Raw genomic sequence first — 16,223 nt, forward strand, 5'->3', positions numbered from 1 at the left:
GCGACAGACGATCGCGTTCTCCTGGCCGTCGTCACCGTCGTCGTGCACGGCACGGGTCATACTGGGAACATGCTCGTTCCCAGTGGCCAGCTTTCGCCGCTCCAACAACACCTGTTGCAGGAACTGGACCTGTGTGACCTCCCGGCGCCCGAAGGCGCGCCGGAGGCCTATCTCGCTCGCGACCTCGACACGGACGAGATCCGGGACGCCCTGCCCACCCTGGTGTGGACCGGGCTGGTGGAACGCCGGGACGGCGACCCGGGCACCCTCGCGCTCACTGCGCTGGGAGCCGCGACCCTTCGTGCGGCGGAGTGCGACGAGCTGACGACGCGCCTGAGCGCGGTGGCGGCCTTCGCCGACACCGTGTCCATGGGCGCAGAACCCCGCTCCGCCGGACTCGCTCTGAGACGTCTCGCGGAAGGGACATGGACCCTCGAACAGGCGAAGTCCTACGTCCGTACGGGGGAGACGGGCGCCGGCCGCTCATGACTCGTCCGGCGGGCCGAAGTCCAGGACGACGCGGCGCCGTGCGCGCGCGGCCCCGGGCTGCGGCGGGAGCACGCCCGCCGAAGTGAGGTCGGCGACGGTGACGACCGGTGAGCTCACGATCTTCGCGGTGAGCGCCTGCTGTACGGGTGCGAGGTCGACCAACCGCCGAAGAACGGACAACAGGTCGATCAGCTCCTCCGTCCACTCCTTCGGCCACGACGTGACGTGGAGGTCGTCGAGCGGGCTCGTCTTCCGGCTGGTGGGGGAGGCCTTCCGGTAACCGAACCACTTCTTGACGACGTTCATCCCGCCGACTTCGTAGTTCCAGACCTCCGGCGGGACACCGGTGAACACCCCCGGACCTACGCGCAGAGTGCCGGTTTCCGCGTCATGGCCGAGCGTGTCCGGCACGGCGGAGCCGATCCCCGTCTCGTACCGCACCTGTCGTGGGTCTCCCACCGGAAACGCGACGCTCTCCCGGCCCGGCTCCTGCCCGCCCGGAGGGGTGCCGGCGTCGCCGTAGGTCGCCGCCCACAGGAACTCACGGCCGACGCGGACCGCTTCGCTCCACAACGCCGGATCGCGAGTGAGGGGCAACCGGACGCCAGGGGTGAGCAGGTCGTCGGCGAAGTGCTCCGTGAAGCCGCTGTGCCCGGCGACGGCCACGGCGTAGGCGGCGAGGTCGTGCACGGTCGGCTCGTCCGTATCGAGAGCACCGGCCAGGTACCGGAGCAGCCCCGTGGGCACATTGGCGCCGCCGTCGGGATGGAGCACGGGGTGCACCCTTCCGCCTCGGCCGTTGAAGTGATGGGTGTCCGGTAACAGCGCGGTCGCCACCAGTGCGGGACCGCTGCTGATCTCGTGGCTGCTCTGTTGGTTGAGGAACACCTGTCCCGGCTGCAACGACTCCCACAGGTCAGGCCGAGGGAAGTCGAGTGCCCGGTTGTCGGCGATGAGCCACTGGCGGTCGAAACTGCGCCGGGCAATTCGTAGAAGTGGTGGGTGGGTGCCGGATTCTTCGTCGATGCTTCGGTCGGGATGCGGAAATTCGGGTAAGCAGGCGACCCGTCGACCGAGTTGGCGGTCCCGTGTCTCCTTGAACAGCAAGGCCTTGGCCTTCGGGTCCTCCTCGGTCTGCAGACGGGCCCAGCGACGCTGCAGGACCGATTCGGACGGCGAGTTCACCCAGGACCTGTTCGACGTGATGCCAAGGCTTCCCCACGGGAACACCTCGTCCAGCGCCGGGTAGTCGTCCCACCCCGACAAGGTCGCCGGAGTGAACGGCCGTACCCCCTGAGCGTGCGCGTCCCGCCAGCCCCCGTCATCCAGGCGCACCTCCCGGAGCTGAGCGAACTTCTCGGCCCGCCTGCCCTGGAGCGCCCGGTAGTGAATGCGCGCCGGACGGCCGGAGTCGTGATCCGCCCGCCGTACGAACACGCAGATCGACAACGGCTGGGCGACATGAGGGAACACACGGGTGGCCACGTCCGAGCGCTGTCCCTCCGGCGACAGGTTGATGATCCATCCCTCGTCGCACGTCCTGCGCAGATAGTCGCGCATGCCCCGCCCGGCAGGGCCGGTGGCGAACGCCGACGGGGTGATGAAACAGACGACACCGTGCCGGTCGTCCGCATGGGCGTCGAAGACCTTCCAGGTGGCCCAGCGCCAGAAGTAGACGTACAGGTTCTTCAGCGCGTGCTCATAACGGCCGTTGCCCGGATACCGGAAGTCGTCCAGGGGCGGACGGCCCTGCCCCTTCATCCGTTTCTCGATCCAGCCGCCGCGGTTCTCCGCCTTGTCGTCGTACGGCGGATTGGAGATGACCACGGTGACGGGGACGTTGGCCTTGAGGTGGTTGGCGCGGGCGCGTGACACGGAGAGGGCCGCGTACGTCGAGGCGAGCTGCTCCTCCTGGACGTAGGGGTCGTCGAGCGTGTCCGTGACGTGGAGGTTCAGGCCGCCCGGCGGGAGTGGGGCACCGTGCTTCTTCAGCAGGTCGGCCGCGCGGAGTTCGGCGACGGCGAACGGGCCCATCTGGAGCTCGAAACCGTACAGTCGCCCGGCGAGCCGGCCGATCGCGTCGGGCGCCATGGCGTCGCCGTGCCGTTCGGCCGCTTGCCGCGCCACCCGCTCGATGACGGTGTGCAGATACGTGCCGGTGCCCATCGCGGGGTCGACGATGTGCACGCTCTCGTCGCCGTAGCCGCGTGTCTTGCCCAGGCGGGTGCGCAGCACCTCTTCGGCGAGCCGGACCATCTCCTCGACGACCTGGTGCGGGGTGTAGTACGAGCCGCTGCGCTGGCGCAGGCTGTCGTCGTAGACGGAGAGGAACGACTCGTAGAGGTGGAGGTAGGCGTCACGGTTGCCCTGCCGGATGGTCTCCCAGTCGACGGCCGCGACGGTACGGGAGAGGAGGTTCAGGGTCACTTCGAACCGCTCGTTGACGTTGTCGGTGAGCAGTTGGAGGGCTTTGCCCATCAGGGCGTGACCCGCGTTGAGGCGGCGACCGATCTCGTGGAAGCTCGTGCCGGTGACCGGAATGTGCTCGGTGCGGGCGAGGAGCAGCGCGAAGGTGACGGTCTGGGCGTAGCCGTCGGCGAAGGTCGCGTCGTCCGCGGTGGGGAAGAGGAGCCGGCGCCAGTCGCTTCGGAGGCCGGTGAAAGGGCGGTCGGCCGTCGAGTCAGCGGCGTTCAGCCCTGCTTCGGCGCGCAGTTGTTCCCGCACGGCCTCGCGCAGCAGGCGGCACAGCGGAGCTATGTGCTGGACGAGTACCGAGACGCGACGGATCTCCGGCGGCTTCCAGCAGAGCACGGCCTGTGTCAGTGCGTCGAAGGCGGCGAGGTCGACGGCCGTGAGCTTCTCACCGGCGCTCTTCAAGGATCCCGACAGGACGATCTCGTCACCCATCTGCGTGCCGTACCGGAAGACGCGCCAATGAGTGCCGTTGGTGTAGAGCAGGTTGGGGAGGTCGCGGAGCCGTTCCCACTGTCGCTTGTCGTGACCGGTGAAGGAGTCCGGGTCGATGTTCTTTCCGGGCCGTTTCACCTCGATGTAGCCGGTCACGTCCTTGCCGACGCGTACGGCGTAGTCGGGTCGTACCCCTAGGTGCGGGATGCGGGTCTCCGGATACCAGCCGATCTCGGGGCGGGCGTGGTGCGCGGCTGTCGTGCGGAACAGCTGCTCCAGAGGACCGCGGATGGCTGCCTCGCGGTCACCCGGGCCCAGCAGGTTCCGTCTGCACTCCGTGCCGAAGGCGGAAATGGCCTCCTGGAGCCACTGAAGACGTGCGTCAGCCATGGATCGTCCCCCCATCGCCCCGGTCCCGGACGAGATCCGGGACCAACCCCTCAGGCGAAGTATGGGACAGCGACATCCCCCTGGGCAGGGGCGTGCGGGAGATCGGCCGAGGTGCGCCCCCAGCCGTCGTGTTCCGGACGGAACCTGCCATGCCGGACGGAGGAGGCTGTTCCTCCCGGACGGAGGAGGCTATTCCTCCAGGCGAACCGGCATCAGGAGCGAGAAGGCGCCCTCGTCGTCGGGTCGGCGGATCGCGAGCGGTGCCGTGGGCGCGCCCAGTTCCAGGATCAGCTCGTCCCGCGCTCCGGCGATGAGCGCGTGCAGCAGGAACTCACGGTTGACGGCCACGTTGTTCCGGTCGTCGTCACCGTCGTCGCACACGATCACGGTCCCCTTCTCCGTCACCCGGAGAACGCTGAGGTCGTAAGGCTCGCCGTCCTGCCCGCGCGTCTCGCTCGCGCGGACCGGACCGGTCTTCAAGGCCTCCTGGAAGGTTGCCGTGTCGACGTGGGCCCGGCGGCCGGCGGGGAGCTGGACAAGACGACGGTAGTCGGGGAACTCGGGGCCGAGGCTCTGGCCGGATGCCTGCCGGTCGTCGGTCTCCAGCGTGACACGGTCACCGTCCACCGCGAGCCGGGCGGACCCTTCGCCGGTCAGCAGCGCCCGCATCGCGTCGGCGAGCGGAAGGGGCACGACCACCTGCGTCCCCGGCCCGGCGTGCCCGGTCGTGCGCGCCCGCGCGACGGCCATCCGGTAGCGGTCGGTGGCCACCAGACGAAGTTCCTCGCCCTCGATGTCGAACAGGACCCCGCCGAGCATCGGCAGCTCGGCGTCGGTACCGGCGGCGAACCGGACCGCGTCCAGCGCGGCGGCCAGCTCCGGCGCGGGGACGGACAGCCGGGCGAGGGTGGTGCGGGGCGCGGTCATGGGGTTCTCCCTGTGGTCGAGTAGCGCTCGGAGCGTGGAGAACTCACCGCGGGCGTCGGACAGGCCCTGTTCGAGACGGCGCAGGTGCGCCTGGAGGAGACCCCGTACCAGGTCCGCGTCCGCGCCGGCCCAGCCGGCCAGTACGAGCCGGATGTCGGCCAGCGGCATGCCCGCCCGGCGCAGCCGGGCCAGCAATCGGGCCTCCTCCAGCTGCTCGGGCTCGTACCAGCGGTAGCCGCTGACGGGGTCCACCCAGGCGGGGACCAGCACACCGGCACGGTCGTAGAACCGGAGCGCGCTGACGCTCAGTCCGCCGTCCCGGGCCATCTCCCCGATGCTGCGCATGTCGTTCTCCACACCCGGAACCTTGATCCCTCGACAAGGTCGAGGGTCAACCCCGGCCACGGTCCGGGAGTGTCCCACGGCCGCCCGGCCCCGACCGGCCCGAGGGGAAAGTACGCGCACGGTGTTCCCTGACGAAGACGTCGTCACCGCGTGACCACCCGGCGTCGAACTCCGGAGCGCCGGAAGCGTACGTACACGCCTCGATACCCTGGCGGGACAGGTGCGCGATGAGCGCTCCGACCGTCGCCTCGTGCGCCGCGGCCGCCTCGTCGAGACGGCTGAGGTCCAGAGTGCGATCACCGGAGGCGCGTCGGCCGGTCCTCCGTAAACGGAGGGGGCCACCGAGAACGCGTGCTTCGGTCGTGGCGGCCGCGACGGGACGCACGCGTCCCGTGCGCGCCCTTCTCAGCTCCAGGCACGGTGCGGGACGCCCCCGCAGCAGTTCCGAGAAGCCGGCTGCGTCCACGACGCAGACGTGCCGTCCCCGGCTGCGCTCCGCCTCGGCGTCCACGAGTGTGCTGCTGTGGGCACGACGGCCGTCTGTCAGGACCTTGCTGGCCAGATCGCCGTAGACGACGAGGGTGACCTTCCGCGAGAAGTCGCTCTTGGAGGTCGGCGCCCTGCTGCCCGGCTCGCTCGGCGCAGTACGTTCTGACCCTCCACTCGCCGTCGACGAGAACACGACCCGTAAAGCAGATCGTCCGGCCGTCGAGCCTGTGAACGGTGCCTCGGCACGGTCGGTCCGGCACAGCTACCGCCTCCTTCAGTCGTCGTCCGGCGACAGCCAGCCGATGTGCCGCAGAACGGGCACGATCCGGAAGCGGACGAAGGCGACCACCGGTGTCTCGCCATCCGCGGCGGGAAAGAACAAGGCGTGCTGGAGGGGCTTCTCGTGCTGCGGGTCGTCCAGGTCCACGGAAGGCAGATCCGGTCGGTCGAACGCTGCCGCCAAACTGACCCCCTCCCTGGCGGTCAGCTCCCTGAGGCGGCACAGCCCCACGACGTTCGCGAGGTCCAGTGTGGTGAGGGACTTCTTGATCCGTGGCCTGCCCTGCGCGTCGACATGCGTGGGGAACACCATGACGCGCAGTTCCCCAGACCTTGCGGAGGGGCTTATCCCGGTGCGCAGTCGGTTGTGCAGGTTGGAGAGGGCTGCCGGCATTTCAGGGACGACCGTGGGCTTGTGGACCACCAGATCGCGTTCGCCGTTCGCCCAGTGGTTGTCGTGCACCGTCAGGGAAGGCTGCCCGGGAAGGCGTAGATCCCACTCGACGGCGTTCGCCCGGGACATTTCTCCGGCACAGGTCATTCCGGTCTTCGCGAGTGGTCTCCCGGTGCTCCGGGTCAGCGTGAGGTCGTTCAGTAACCGCATGAGTGATGTCTCCTCCGGGAGATCCCGACGCGCATTCAGTCCCTCCGCGCCAGATCCAGCGCCGCCACCCCGACGAACCAGTCCAGCACCTCGCAGATCTCGTCGGCGTGCTCCGCGAAGACCCCTACCGGGAAGGACGGGCGCAGCTCCAGCTTCGCCTCGGGCAGGTCGATGCCGTCGATCTTGTTCAGGCGGTGCAGGAGTTCCCGGCGCTGCTCCGTGTCGTCGAAGGGGCTGCGGTTCTTCAGGTACTGGAAGACCACCTCGACCGTTCCGCTGACGGGGTAGACGGCGACCGGCCACATCAGGTGCGGTTGACGGCTGGTCCCGACGTCCAGCATGGGGAAGCAGCTCGTCTCCTCGTGCCGGCCGTAGGTCACATGGCCGCCCTGGCGGCGCCAGAAGTCGAGGATCGTCATGACTCCGGCGTACGCGGCGGGCCGGTTCTCCCGCAACTGCGCGCGGAACCGCTCGGCCGCCGCCGCGTCCTCCCCCTCGGGGAGCGGGTCGTGGGCGGCGGGCTGCGCCACGTCCCTGCCCAGCAGAGTGGCGAGCTCGGCGGCGGACAGGCGCTGGGAAGGGTGGGCCCGATCGAGGGAGTCGAAGCGCACTCCCTCGCTCGCCAGCAGCTCCTGCGGCGGCAGCCGGTCACTGCCGTCCGTCCAGCGGAACGACGGGGAGACCCTCCCCTCCACGGTGAGCACCCGGTAGGCGCCGAGGAGGTGCGTGTTGGCGCCCAGGTAGGCCCCGACGGGCTTCGGGTGGCTGCCGATCAGCTCCGCGACGTCGCCGTACGTCGTCCAGGTGCCGCTCGGCATCGCCACCAGGGCGGCCCGCAACTCGACCCAGGCCGGCGGTTCCTCACCGGTCTGCCTGACGCCTCCGATCGGACCGGGCCACAGTTCCACGGCGCGGCCGGCGAGACGGTCGGCGCGCTCCAGGATCTGCGCCTTGCCCCAGCGCTGTGCCGAGGAGATCTCGAGGTTCATGCGCAGCGCGCTGGAGTCGAGGATCTGCTGCTTGCGCTCGAAGGGATGATTGGAGAGCTTGGAGTTGTCACCGGTCAGCGTCAGGTTGCCGAGCGTGTGCACCAGCAGGTCGTGCAGCTCCTGCGGGGTCTGGTTCGGCTCCGTCTCCTCGGCGAGCAGGTCGAACCACGCGGGAGCGGGACGCTGTGGCAGGACGTGCTCCACGCTGAGGGACGCCTTGGCGAAGTCCACGGGCTCGGAGGAGGCGTAGCTCTCCTCCAGGCGGCGCAGGACGTAGCCGCGCTGGGGAGGGCGCCCGGCCCAGTAGAACGGCTTGGTGCGGACCGCCTCACGCAGTTCCTCGTCGCTCGGCCAGCGCCGCCGTCGGCCGGACAGGAACCGCCTCACCGCCTCGGCGGCCGGCCGGTCGGTCTCGAGCTCCTTCGGCGCTTCCATGAAGATGCGGTTGAGGCCGGTCGTCGGCGTCTGACAGATCAGGCGTCGTACCAGATAGGACTCGACGTAGCCCAGGGCCTGCGCCACGTCGTCCGGCGTGGTCCGGCCGGCGTCGAGAAGGTCCAGCAGGTGCAGCGTGAGCGGGTAGTGCGTCTGGCCACCCCAGGCGGCCAGACGCTCGAGGACCGCCCGAAGGGCGGGGGACCGCTCACGCGTGGGTTCGACGATCCGCAGGAACCGCCCGGCCCGCTCGGAGAGTTGCTCGATCTCGTGCTGCAGCGCGCCCTCGTCGCCGGCCAGCGGCTGGAGCCGCTTCTGCTGCTCGCGGTAGATCTCACTCTGCTTCGTCTTGTAGTGGCCGCGTACCACCAGGTCGAGCCAGACCAGGAGTTCGAGGCGCTTCGGACCGAGGCTCCGCTGCATGGGCAGCCACAGCTCCTGGTAGATCCGTTCGCCCTGCTTGGGCAGCAGCATGAAGACGTAGTTGCGCAGGAGGTCGCTCTGGCTGAGCCCGACGCCCGTGTTGTTGATCGACTCGAAGATCCGGTACACGTTGTCACCCGGCTCGGCGGTGATCTCCACGATGGAGAGGAGGTCCTTGAGCGCCGTCTCGACCGTGGCGGCCCACTGCTCGTCACCCGCCTCATGGCCTTCGGTGAGCGCACCGCGGAAGAACCGGTAGGCGGCCCCGATGTTGTCGCCTCCGCCGGCGCCCGCCCGGGACCGGACACAGGCGGTGTACGCGTCCCGGTCCGCCTGGGTGGGCAGCAGCCGGTAGTGGTCCGCGCCCTCGTGGAACTCGTTGACCAGTATCTGGCGGTGCACCCGGTCCACCCCGCGCGCGTCACCCGTCTCCTTCAAGTGGTCGCGCAGCGCGGTGAACGCCAGCATCAGCGTGGTCAGCCGCTGCTGTCCGTCCACCACCAGCCACCTCTGCACCCCGCCCGCCTGGATCTGGCCGGGTGCGAGCACCACGGAGCCGAGGAAGTGCGGCGCGGTCGGCTCGCCGGCCAGGTGCTGGTCGACGAGTTCCCCGATGTCCTCCCACAGCCGCTGCAGCTGCTCCCTGCCCCAGCTGTACGTGCGCTGATAGAGCGGCACCTGGAACTGCTTGTCCCCTTGGACGAGCTTCAGGAAGCTGATCTCCTGGGCGCGCATGCGCATCCTTTCCACGCGGCACCCCTGACAGGGGCGTGAGCCGGGTCCGTTCACGTTCCGCCGTCTCGCGGCGCGCCGGGAGACGCCTTGATCCATCCGTCCGAGGAACGGCGTTACGGGGTCGAATCCCCTGAGTCGGGAGCGAAGGGCGTTTCGTCCTCAGGGCCATCGCCGTTCCAGCTCGACGGGGGTTGTCCGAAGATGGTACGCGCGGACCTGATCGTCAGGCGCCCGAGGACGTGGTTGCCGCCCGCGCCGAGTGCGGCACCGATCCCGAGCGGTACCTGCTTGCTCAGTACCAGGACCCCTTGCTGGGTCCCGTACTTGGTGATGAACCGCGGCCCCAGCACCTTGTTGGCCTTGTTGATCGCGCTCATGGGGATCGCGCTGACGATGCGCCGTGCCCAGTACGGGCCGGTGCGCCCGACGGCTTTGTCCAGCGCCTTCACCGCTCCGTCGCCGAGGAGGACGGTCAGGACCAGGAGCTTGCGTCGCTCCAGGTCCTCAGGGTGCGTGCCGTGGACCTCGGCCAGCGACAGCGTGTAGAGCACGGACGCCTCGGTGTAGAGCATGACATCGGCCAGAGCCGTCGGGATCCCGGCGCCGGGCACGATCCCTGCCGCGCCGGACGCTCCTCCGGACGCGGTGATGGCGGCGAGGTAGTAGCGATCCAGCCGGCGGATCAACTCCTGCGGAGTGTCGTCGGGGTGGACTCGCCGCAGGCGCTCGACGTTCTTCCTCGCCGTCGGCTGCTGGGCGACCAACGCCTTCTCGAAGACCTGTTGGACCAGGTTCTTGGCGTCATCGGCCTTACTCATGGGGTTCTGGTCCTCTCGGATCGCGAGCGCATCGAGTGCGTCGGTATACGGCCAAGTCCGAAGCCGGTCCGGCCGGTTCCGGGGCGGTCGATCCTGGTGTCGCGCGGTGCCGGGCACGGGCCGCCCGGTTCCGGGCTCACACCGGTGACGACTCCGGCTTCCCGGGCGATGCCGGGCCGGGCCCCGCTGATGGCGCGGGTGAGCCACTCAATCGTCAACTGGGCCGGTACGTCGCTCACTTGCCTGTGCACGGCGCTGTTGCCCTTCTTCGTATGACGTCAAGGGACAGCTTGGTGTGTTCCGTGAACTGAGTCAACATCTCTGTGTGGGGAAGTGCCGGGCATCCTGCCCGAAGTCGCCGACGCGGTCTGTCGGGGCCGTCGATGCTCGCTAGTCGAAGGCGGGTCGTGCGGATGTCGCCGTGGCGGAGTGGTGGTCCCGCTTTGCTGATACGCTCGCGCTGTGTGCTCAGTTCACAGTCGAGTTTCCGTGGCGAGGGGCGTCATGTCGCCGGACTCGCGGTGGTCGGGGCGGGATGGCCGGAGGGGCCACCGGATGGCCCTCGGAAGCAGTGGTGGGGTGGGCGTGTGAGTCAGGATGAGCGCGGGCTGGGCGAAGGCCTGCGACCGGTCGGTTCTGTCTACCAGTACGACGACGGCCTGTACGTACGGGTGGACGACGTCGTGCCCTACGTGCCGGCGGACGCCGACGGCGGGCACGGGTACCGGGAGGGTGACGACCTGGTGCGCTGCACCCTGTACCTGAGCAACGGCACCGGGGAGCCGCTCGACGTCGACGGCGTCACCCTGCTGGTGCGGGGAGGGCCGTACGGCAAGACGGCCCGTCAGGTGCGGGACCAGCACGGTGACGTGCTCGACGAGGAACTCAAGGGCACCCTGCGCGCGGGGCGCAGGGTCTCCGTCACGTGGGCCTACAGCATTCCGGCCGGCACCGCCGGCGACCTGGACATCGAGGTCCGCTTCCCGGGACGCGACCGGGAGAGCGTCACGTTCGGCACGGCGCAGGCCGCCGCGGCGGTGGTCGCCGGGCGCCCCGCGCCGATGGCGTTCGACCAGTCCGTGCTGTTCGGCGAGCGGCAGCAGTCGCTGTTCGCGGACCCGGACGACGCCACGGAGTCCGGGGTCGGGCACACCGTCCCGGTCACGGGCGGGCGGCGAGCGACCCCTCCGGCCGCAGTCGGCGCCGTCCCGGCCCGGCCGACCGGTCCGGGGGGCCAGGCCGCCCGATCGCTGGTCCCGGAGGTCTCCGCCGACGGACTGGACGCCGCTCGCGTCCGGCAGATCTTCCGGTTCCTCGCCGAGGCCGAGGAATCGAAGACGCGTCCCGTGCGCACGCTCGACGGGGCGGCCGGCACCGTGTGGTTCGACGAGTTGCCGGACGACGACGGCGTCGAGGTGATGACCGACGGCGCTCTCGCCGGGGACGACCCGGCCTGGCTCACCGTCGCCCGCCCCGAACGCGAGGACGCGCCGCACCCCGACGCCCTGCTCGCGCCCTGGGTGGACGGGACCCGTATCCGCGACTTCAAGGAGCCTCGCGCCCCGCACCTGCGCCGACGTATCGAACCCGAGTTCCCCGACTGGTCCCGGGGCATCCCGCTCGACAAGACCTACCACGAGCTGGACGAACACCCCCGGCGGGAGAAGATCGAGAAGCTGTACGCCGCCTGGGAGCAGGAATGGCTCGCCTGGGCGGAACGGCGCCGCGCGATCGACCCCGCGGTCAGGCTGTACGACCGGCTGCACAAGATGCACGAGGACGCCGCGGGCCTCGGTGAGGCGTACGAACTCGTCCTCGGGCTGGGCCGGCTCACCTGGCAGACGACCGCCGGGCAGCGGGTGGAACGGCATCTCATCACCCATCGCGCCACCATCCGGCTCGACCCGTCCACCGGTACGCTCACCGCCGCCCCCGACCCCACCGGCGCGGGCCTGGAGCTTGAAGAAGGCATGCTCGAAGGGGCCCAGCACGTGCCGGGCGCCGTGCGCGAGACGATCGTCGAGGTACTGGAAGACGCCCTGGACGTCACCGACCCCGAACACCTCGACGCCGTACACACCGCCCTGCGTAGCTGGGTCAACGCCGCCCACAGCGCCGGAAGTTACGCACCGACCGTCGAGCGCGCCAAGCCGCGCGGCCTCGATGTCCCGCAGGTGGGACTCGCCCCCGCGCTCGTCCTGCGTGAGCGCAGTCGCCGCTCCACCATGGACGCCCTCAAGGCCATCGCCCGGCAGATCGACGCGGGCACGCCGCCCACCGCACTGCTCGGTCACATCGCGGGCCGGGACGGCGCGCTGACCGCGGCGGACCTCGCGGCGGCGGAGGAGGACGACGGGACGGCGCAGGGCGATGACGAGATGTACTTCGCACTGCCCGCCAACGAAGAGCAGCGCACGATCGCCGAACGCCTGCGCGCCAACCGGCTCGTCGTCGTCCAGGGACCGCCCGGCACCGGCAAGACCCACACCATCGCCAACCTGGTCACCGACCTGCTCGCCCAGGGCAAGCGGGTCCTCATCACCAGCCACACCCCGCGTGCCCTGCGCGTGCTGCGTGACAAGCTGCCCGAGTCCATCCGCGACCTGTGCGTGAGCCGCACCGAGGACGGCGCGGCCGCCCAGCGGGAGCTGGAGTCGTCCGTCCAGCGGATTCTCGGCGAGTACGCGGGCTACGACGAGAAGGCTTCCGGCAAGAGGATCCGTACTCTTCAGACCCGCCTCGCCCAGGCCCGTGCCGCCCAGCAGGCCATGCTGCGCGACCTCGCCGTACTGCGCGAGCAGGAGACCCACCGCTTCGAGGCGGAGATCGGCGACTACAGCGGCAGCCTGCAGGAGATCGCCGAGCGCCTCACCACGGAGGCGGAACGGTACGACTGGCTGGGTCCGGTACCGCAGGAACAGCCCGCCCTGAGCGCCGAGGAAACCCTGCGCCTACTGCACACCACCCGTGCGTACACCCCGCACCACCAGGCCCTGGCGGCCGAGGTGCCGGGCCCCTCCGACCTGCCGGGCCCCGGCGACTTCGAGGAGGCCGTACGCATCGTAGGGTCGGCGGAGGAAGCACACGCGGCCGCGCGTCAGGACCCGCTGTGCGCGGAGTACGACACGGCCGTGAGGAGCCTCGGCGAGAGGGAACAGCAGCGGCTGTCCTCGGCACTCGACGCCTTCTCCACCGCCCGCGCCCGCGCCGCGGCCCTCGCCGCCGCGGCCGGTGACTGGGCCACGACGCTCCTCAGGGAAGTGACCGAGGGGCAGGATTGGCAGGCACGCAGCCGGCGGGCCGCCGTCACCGAAGCCCTGGCGGCCGTCGACAGCTCGCTCGCCGTCCTGGGCACAGCCATGGTCAGCGGTCTGGAGCAGTACGACCCGGCCACGGCACTCGCCCAGGTCACCACACTGCACGACGGTCTCGGCCAGGGGCAGAAGCTGCGTGGGCCCCTCGGCATGCGCTCCAAGCTGGCGAAGGCGGTCGGCGCGTTCGCGGAGAGCGTGCGCGTCGACGGCCGGGCGCCGGAGGACGCCCCGACGTCGGCCGTCGTCCTCGCCCGTGTCCAGCTGGAACTGCGCCTGGCCCAGGTGGAGTCCGAGTGGGGCACGCCCGTCGCCGCGTGGCAGGGACACGGGCCGCGCCTCGCGCGACTGCGGCAGGAAGCGGAGGCGCTGGGCGCGCTGCTCACCGTCGCCGCCGCCCGCACCGACGTGCTGACCGCCGCGGCCACTTCCCCGGCGCTCGCGGTCGCCACGTGGCACGACCCGTCGGTCGAGAACGCCGTACGCATCCTGCTGCGCGCGTCGACCACCCTGCGCGCGGCCGAACAGTCGCGCAAGGTCATCGCGGACACCGAGGAACTGCTGCGTGCCTGGGGCGACCGCCCCGATGTGTCACCCGCCGTGGTGCGCGCTCTCGGCACCGTCCGTGACCGTGACCCCGACGGCTACCGCGCTTTCAGCGACGAGATGGCGGAAGTGCGCGAGGCCGTCCGGCTACGAGCCGAGCAGGACGTGGCCCTCGCACGTGTCCGCGAGGCGTTCCCGGCACTCGCGGACCGCATCGTGAGCACGCACGCGGACAGCGTGTGGGACACCGGACTGCCGTCGCTCGCCGAGGCCTGGGCCTGGTCCGCGTGGCGCGACCGCATGGAGCGGCTGACCGATCCCGAGGCCGAGCGAGCCCTGCGTCGACGGCTGACGGAAGCCGACGACGAGGCCCGCATCATGCTCGCGCGGCTCGCCGCCGCCCGTGCCTGGCACCGCTGCCTCGGTCTGCTCACCGGCGACCAGTCCCGGGCACTCAGCGCCTACCAGCAGGCCGCACGCCGTATCAAGGGCAAGTACCAGCACCGCTATCGACGTGACGCACAGGCCGCCCTGCGCAAGGCACAGACGGCGGTGCCGGCCTGGATCATGCCCCTGCACCAGGTCGCCGAAACCGTACCCATGGACAGGCCGGGGCTGTTCGACGTCGTCATCGTCGACGAGGCCAGCCAGTCCGGCCTTGAGGCCATGCTGCTGAGCTGGCTCGCCGACCGCATGGTCGTCGTCGGCGACAGCAAGCAGGTCAGTCCGTCCAATGTCGGCCTCAAGCAGGACGAGTACTTCCACCTCAGGGATCGTCTGCTCACCGCGCTGGAACCGGACGTCCGCAGCCTGTTCGGCCCCGAGTCCAGCTTCTTCGACCTCACGGAAGCGCTCTCGGCGGGCCGCGGCACGCTCATGCTCAAGGAGCACTTCCGGTGCATGCCGGAGATCATCTCCTTCTCCAACGACCTCTGCTACAACCGTGATCTGCTGCCCCTGCGGCAGTACGGCGCCGACCGGCTGCCCCCGGTCCGCACGGTGTACGTCGAGACCGGCGAAGCCGTCGGTGCCAACACCCGGCTGACCAACGTCGCCGAGGCCGAGGCCCTGGTCGACGCGATCGTGCGCTGCTGTGCGGACCCCGCCTACGACGGGAAGACCATGGGCGTCATCAGCCTCCGAGCGAGCAAGGGACACCTGACGGAGCTGGAGAACCTGCTCGCCGAGCGCCTCGACTACGAGCAGCGTGAGGAGCGGCGCATCCGGGTCGGTGACGCCGAGGACTTCCAGGGCGACGAGCGGCACATCATGTTCGTCTCGTTCGTCAATTCGGCGACCACGGCCGCCGGAGAGGTCCCGGGCGGCTTCAACGGCAGGACCTACGAGCAGCGCATCAACGTGGCGGCCTCGCGGGCACAGGACCAGGTGTGGGTGTTCCACAGCGCGCGGGCCGAACAGTTCCACGAGAACGACCTGCGCCGACGGTGGCTCGATCACCTCACCCGTCCCGCGGAGGAGGACGTCGTCGCGGTCGAGGGAGAAGTCCTTCCCGACGTCCGGCACGAAGCGTTCGACAGCCTGTTCCAGCAGCAGGTGTACCTGGAACTGACGGCACGGGGCCACCGGGTCCGTCCGGGATACAAGGTGGGCCGCCACACGATCGACCTGGTCGTCGAGGGCGGAACGCGCCGCCTCGCGGTCGCCTGCGACGGTGACGCCTTCGCCGAGGGCGAGGACGCCTCCACCGCGGCCGCCAGACAGCGCGACCTGGAACGTGTCGACTGGACGTTCGTCCGGATCCGGGGCAGCCGCTTCCACCTCGACCGCGAGCAGGCGCTGGCCCCGCTGTGGGCCGAGCTGGAACGGCTGGGCATCGAACCGGTCGGCCGGGAGCCGGAGGACTCCGGTGCTACCGACGACGCGGCGACCGGCGGGGTGGAGGTGACCGGCGAGGAGACGGTCGGCGGTGACATGACGGCCGGCGGCGAGGAGGCAGAGGCGGAGGCGGAGGATGCGGGCCGGGCCGGTGACGTCGCCCGGGCAGAGGTCGGTGGTGCTGTCGTGACCAATGGCGGCGTGCCGTCCGAGCCGCAGGGCGCATCGAGCCGTGGGACCGGGAGCCGGGACACGGCGCCGGCTGCGGCCGTCCTGGGGGCAGTGCCCGCGCCCAGGGCCACGGACCCGCGCGAGTCCCTCGGTGGTCAGGTCCGACGAGCGACGCCCGCTCAGGCGCGGCCGCGTGCCGTGACCGAGGCGAGGCGGCCCACTTCCGCACGAGAAGCACGAGAGGCCGGGGCGACGGTGTCCGAGGCGGCGCCCGCTGCACGGCAGGCGGCCCCTGCCCGATCGGCGATGCCCGCCCCGACCGGACAGGGTTCCCTGCCGGTCCGGGAGATCCCCGCCGCGGCCTTCCAGCGGCTGGTGCGCGAAGTGCAGCAACTGCAGGCGGCGGTCGACGCTCCCCTCGAGACCCCCGCGGGAACGGACGCGGCCCAGCTGGTCTTCCTCAGGAGGACCTAGGCCGAACAGCGCGACCGGAGAGCCAAGCGCCTCGCCTTCCTGCGGACCTTCCTCG

At 70.6% G+C, this 16,223-nt stretch carries 7 protein-coding genes; 2 read left to right on the plus strand and 5 right to left on the minus strand.

Going from position 1 to position 16,223, the window contains the following annotated elements; translation table 11 throughout:
• Positions 1 to 69 precede the first annotated feature (69 nt).
• Positions 70 to 489, plus strand: a complete 420-nt coding sequence (locus tag ACFYV5_RS04685; RefSeq protein ID WP_389164318.1) for a hypothetical protein — start codon at positions 70 to 72, stop codon at positions 487 to 489.
• Here ACFYV5_RS04685 and ACFYV5_RS04690 read toward each other — a convergent pair.
• The 5 genes from ACFYV5_RS04690 to ACFYV5_RS04710 all read right to left on the minus strand — a co-directional run bounded on the left by ACFYV5_RS04690 (position 484) and on the right by ACFYV5_RS04710 (position 9,830).
• Positions 484 to 3,786 (minus strand): type ISP restriction/modification enzyme, encoded by a 3,303-nt coding sequence (locus ACFYV5_RS04690; protein WP_389164321.1) that lies wholly within the window; start codon positions 3,784 to 3,786, stop codon positions 484 to 486. The two genes, ACFYV5_RS04685 and ACFYV5_RS04690, sit on opposite strands and share 6 nt — an antisense overlap.
• 189 nt (positions 3,787 to 3,975) lie before the next feature.
• Positions 3,976 to 5,058 carry a MerR family transcriptional regulator gene (locus tag ACFYV5_RS04695; RefSeq protein ID WP_389164324.1) on the minus strand — a complete coding sequence of 361 codons (1,083 nt, stop codon included), beginning with the start codon at positions 5,056 to 5,058 and terminating at the stop codon, positions 3,976 to 3,978.
• 763 nt (positions 5,059 to 5,821) lie between these two features.
• Entirely contained in the window at positions 5,822 to 6,430 is a 609-nt protein-coding gene (locus ACFYV5_RS04700) for a hypothetical protein (RefSeq protein WP_389164327.1), read from the minus strand.
• Positions 6,431 to 6,465: 35 nt separating this feature from the next.
• On the minus strand, positions 6,466 to 9,012 hold the full coding sequence (locus tag ACFYV5_RS04705) for a DUF262 domain-containing protein (RefSeq protein ID WP_389164330.1): 2,547 nt from the start codon (positions 9,010 to 9,012) through the stop codon (positions 6,466 to 6,468).
• A 113-nt stretch (positions 9,013 to 9,125) separates the two neighbouring features.
• Complete coding sequence (locus ACFYV5_RS04710) at positions 9,126 to 9,830, minus strand: hypothetical protein (RefSeq protein WP_389164333.1); 705 nt, start codon at positions 9,828 to 9,830, stop codon at positions 9,126 to 9,128.
• A 587-nt stretch (positions 9,831 to 10,417) separates the two neighbouring features.
• Here ACFYV5_RS04710 and ACFYV5_RS04715 point away from each other — a divergent pair.
• Positions 10,418 to 16,168, plus strand: a complete 5,751-nt coding sequence (locus ACFYV5_RS04715; RefSeq protein WP_389164335.1) for an AAA domain-containing protein — start codon at positions 10,418 to 10,420, stop codon at positions 16,166 to 16,168.
• Positions 16,169 to 16,223 lie beyond the last annotated feature (55 nt).

Origin of the sequence: Streptomyces sp. NPDC003035, assembly GCF_042888285.1 — a bacterium.
GTDB lineage: Bacteria > Actinomycetota > Actinomycetes > Streptomycetales > Streptomycetaceae > Streptomyces.

Excerpts from the sequence above, each read along its gene's own strand:
- ACFYV5_RS04700 (WP_389164327.1), bottom strand. The coding sequence starts at position 6,430 with ATGCGGTTACTGAACGACCTCACGCTGACCCGGAGCACCGGGAGACCA.
- ACFYV5_RS04695 (WP_389164324.1), bottom strand. The coding sequence starts at position 5,058 with ATGCGCAGCATCGGGGAGATGGCCCGGGACGGCGGACTGAGCGTCAGC.
- ACFYV5_RS04690 (WP_389164321.1), bottom strand. The coding sequence starts at position 3,786 with ATGGCTGACGCACGTCTTCAGTGGCTCCAGGAGGCCATTTCCGCCTTC.
- ACFYV5_RS04705 (WP_389164330.1), bottom strand. The coding sequence starts at position 9,012 with ATGCGCGCCCAGGAGATCAGCTTCCTGAAGCTCGTCCAAGGGGACAAG.
- ACFYV5_RS04685 (WP_389164318.1), top strand. The coding sequence starts at position 70 with ATGCTCGTTCCCAGTGGCCAGCTTTCGCCGCTCCAACAACACCTGTTG.
- ACFYV5_RS04710 (WP_389164333.1), bottom strand. The coding sequence starts at position 9,830 with ATGAGTAAGGCCGATGACGCCAAGAACCTGGTCCAACAGGTCTTCGAG.